General features: G+C 68.3%; 4 protein-coding genes. 1 reads left to right on the forward strand and 3 read right to left on the reverse strand.

The genetic code is table 11. The features are described from left to right. Positions 1-256 precede the first annotated feature (256 nt). The 3 genes from C7C46_RS37505 to C7C46_RS33060 form a co-directional block, all read right to left on the reverse strand. On the reverse strand, positions 257-385 hold the full coding sequence (locus tag C7C46_RS37505; protein WP_281278607.1) for a hypothetical protein: 129 nt from the start codon (positions 383-385) through the stop codon (positions 257-259). A gap of 50 nt (positions 386-435) precedes the next feature. Further along, complete coding sequence (locus C7C46_RS33055) at positions 436-840, reverse strand: DUF4259 domain-containing protein (protein WP_181442670.1); 405 nt, start codon at positions 838-840, stop codon at positions 436-438. 64 nt (positions 841-904) lie between these two features. Beyond that, the gene (locus tag C7C46_RS33060) at positions 905-2,497 is read right to left on the reverse strand and encodes an ISL3 family transposase (protein WP_425470162.1); all 1,593 of its coding nucleotides are present in this window, start codon (positions 2,495-2,497) and stop codon (positions 905-907) included. Positions 2,498-2,653: 156 nt separating this feature from the next. Here C7C46_RS33060 and C7C46_RS36095 point away from each other — a divergent pair. Beyond that, positions 2,654-2,838, forward strand: a 185-nt coding sequence (locus C7C46_RS36095) for a hypothetical protein (RefSeq protein ID WP_220040749.1), incomplete at its 3' end; no start/stop codon positions are given.

The following is a 2,838-nucleotide window of genomic DNA, read 5'->3' on the forward strand; positions in this document are numbered from 1 at the left end:
ACGAATGGGCAACAGGGTCACTGACCAGGCCAAACGCCTGCATCACCCAGAGGTGGCGAGCAACCAATGGTCCCCCTCCCGGTCCCCTTCGAACCCAACGGCCCGTCACCCTCCTGTCCCCCTACGGGTGCAACCCTCCACCAGTGACCGGCCCTGGCCGCCGTCGCTGACCGACCATGCCCACCGACGCAGCCGCGAGTTGAGGGGACCAGGCGCTGCCGCCCGGCTCCGGCAACGGGTGGCGGCCGCAGCTCGGCTAACGGTGGGGACCGATCTGCAGCACAGTGACCAGCGCCTGGTCGTCGCCGTCGGGGTGCTCGTAGGTCCAGTAGAGCCGCCAGCAGCCGGTGCCCTGGTCGACGTAGGAGGTCCTGGCTTCGTTCACGTGAAGTGGTTCTGGCTCGATTTCCGTGATGCAGATACGGTGAGTGACCGTCAGTGGTTGAGCGCGTCGAGAATCATCTGCACTTCACGGCGCCATTCGCTGGCGTCGCTGTTGTCCGTCCAGCCCTGTGCGAGTTCGGAGCCATCGCCGAGGACCCGCTGAAGTGCGCTGCGGGCCAGTGAGTGCAACGAGGACGGCAGCGGAGGCAGCGGGTCCTTCCGCCCGTCGTCCGGGTCAATGAGGATCCCGCTGTCAGGCAGTTGGGCGGCAACCAGCGCTGCCGCGGCCACGGCTTCCTGTCCGTCTCCGCCATCGACATGGTCGCCGGCGCTGACGACCCGCTGGAGCGCGCTTCCCAGCACTGCGGCGATCTCTTGCGATGGGAGCCCGTTGAGTCCATCGACGAAGTCACCGGCGAGATCACTGTCGAATGGTCCGGTTCCCCACGTTCCCATCATCGACTCCTGGTAGTGCTGATCTGTGTCGGAGGCAGCATGACATCAACTACCGGCGGCGATGTCACGGAGTCATGAGTACCCGCTTGCGGAGCAGTCGGAAGCCTGCGCGGCCGAACATCTGGCGCTTGAGCATCTTGATCCGGTTGACATGCCCTTCAACGACACCGGAGTTCCAGGGGAGGGTGAGGCCGGCGATGACGGCGTCGCGGTCGCGGTCGATCCCGGCGGCGAGAGTGTGGAGGCTGGGCAGGTCATCCTGGCGGACGGCGTCGAGCCACTCCGGCAGGCGCTCACCGTGGCGCTCGGTGAGCATGGCTGCGAAGGAGCGGACGTGCCGGGTCAGGGCGTCCAGTTCGGGGCAGTTGGCCAAGACGGTCTTGAGGTGGAGTTGGTCGTGCTCGGGCAGGGATTCGGGTCGGCGGAGGATCCAGCCGGCCACCGTCCGGGGCGCGGGTGGTCTCGCGGTGACGGGTCGTGGTGACGTGCGCTTCTGGTAGATGTAGGCGCGGACCGTCTGGTAGCTGCCCAGGTAGCCGAGCGGCACGATCTCCTCCCACAGCTTCCAGGCGTTGGTGCAGCCCTCGTTCCAGCGGTTGTCCAGATACGGCTTGTACTCGTCGAGCTTGGAGGGTCGGTTCTGCCATTGGCCGGTGAAGAGCTCTTCCGGGCGCGTGGCGTCGGCGAGACGCTTGACCGTTCCGTAGGTCATGCCCAGCTGGCGTTGGATCGAGCGCCTGCTGTGGCCGGCCTCCAGGAGCGCGTGGACGGTAGCGTGCCGGGTCCTGACGCGGTCGGCAAAGCGGTGGCCGGTCGGCCATGGTGAGCTGGCCGTCTCCTCGACCAAGGTGGTGACCGCCTCGGGCTCGGGTGTCTCGGGGGTCAGGGCCTGAAGGCAGCGGCGGTGCTGGGCGACGCTTCGCTCAGCGGCCTCGCTGAGGTTGTGCCACAGGTGCCAGCGGTCCGCGACCTGCACGGCCTGCGGCGCTCCAACGGTGGCGCCCTCGGCGAAGAACGGAGCACGGTCGCGGCAAACGACTTCAACGCCCGGTCGCTCGGCCAGCCAGGCCGCCAGGCTGGATGCCTCCCGGTCGGGCAGCAGGTCCACCGGCCGGCGGGTCTCGGCGTCGACCAGCACCGTGCCGTAGGTGCGACCTTTGCGTGTCGCGTACTCGTCGACACCCACCACCCGCGGGGCCGGCGGCTCTGGATCGGGAAGTTCCTCCACCAGCCGCAGCACCGTGCTCCGGCTCACGGACACCCCGAACACCTCGGCCAGCCGGGCACCAGCCCGCCCGGCCAGCGCCAGACCGACCGAGGCGAGCGTCGACCGCAACCGCTCCGTCCAGCGACCGTGGCGCCGGGTGAGCCCGACGATCTGTTCAACGAATGTGCGCCGCCCGCACGACGAGTTCACGCACACGAAGCGCCGTACCCGCAGGCGCAGTCGAACCCTTCGTCCTCCGACCGGCCTGTCGACAGGAAACCGCAGGTAGGAGCTGTGGACTCGGGTCGGCCAACTGCCGCAGCCCGGGCAACTATGCCCCGGTGCCGAGGACTTGACCTCCACGTTCACCGACTCGATGTTCACGTCGACCGACAGCACCGCGACACCCGCGATCGACGGAAACAGCAGCCCCTCCAACCGGGGCACCAGATCGTCCACAGTCCCGCACTGTCGACTACTGCAGCCCGATCGCAAGCGGATTTCGGGCAACTTGGCGACGCCCAGCGCACCGCCCGATCGTCACTCGCTGTGCAGAGGCCACGGAAGTTGAGCCAGAACCCCAGAAGTGACGTCACCTGACGGTGAATGGACGCGATGCGGGCCGGGTTCGGGATCGAAGAGCCGCCCCCGCACAGTCCGCTGCCCGCGGCGGTGAAGCCCTGGCCCGGGACGGTCCTGCGACTGGCCTCGGGGCTCCTGCCCAGCGCCAACCGAGCGGATTGGCTGGAGGAGCAGCGCGGCTACCTGCACGTAAGCATTCACGAGGTCCG

This window comes from Streptomyces tateyamensis, assembly GCF_003205575.1.
In the GTDB taxonomy this organism is placed as follows: domain Bacteria; phylum Actinomycetota; class Actinomycetes; order Streptomycetales; family Streptomycetaceae; genus Kitasatospora; species Kitasatospora tateyamensis.

Bases quoted from the DNA above. Each gene is read 5' to 3' on its own strand.
- C7C46_RS33055 (WP_181442670.1), bottom strand. From the start codon at position 840: ATGGGAACGTGGGGAACCGGACCATTCGACAGTGATCTCGCCGGTGAC.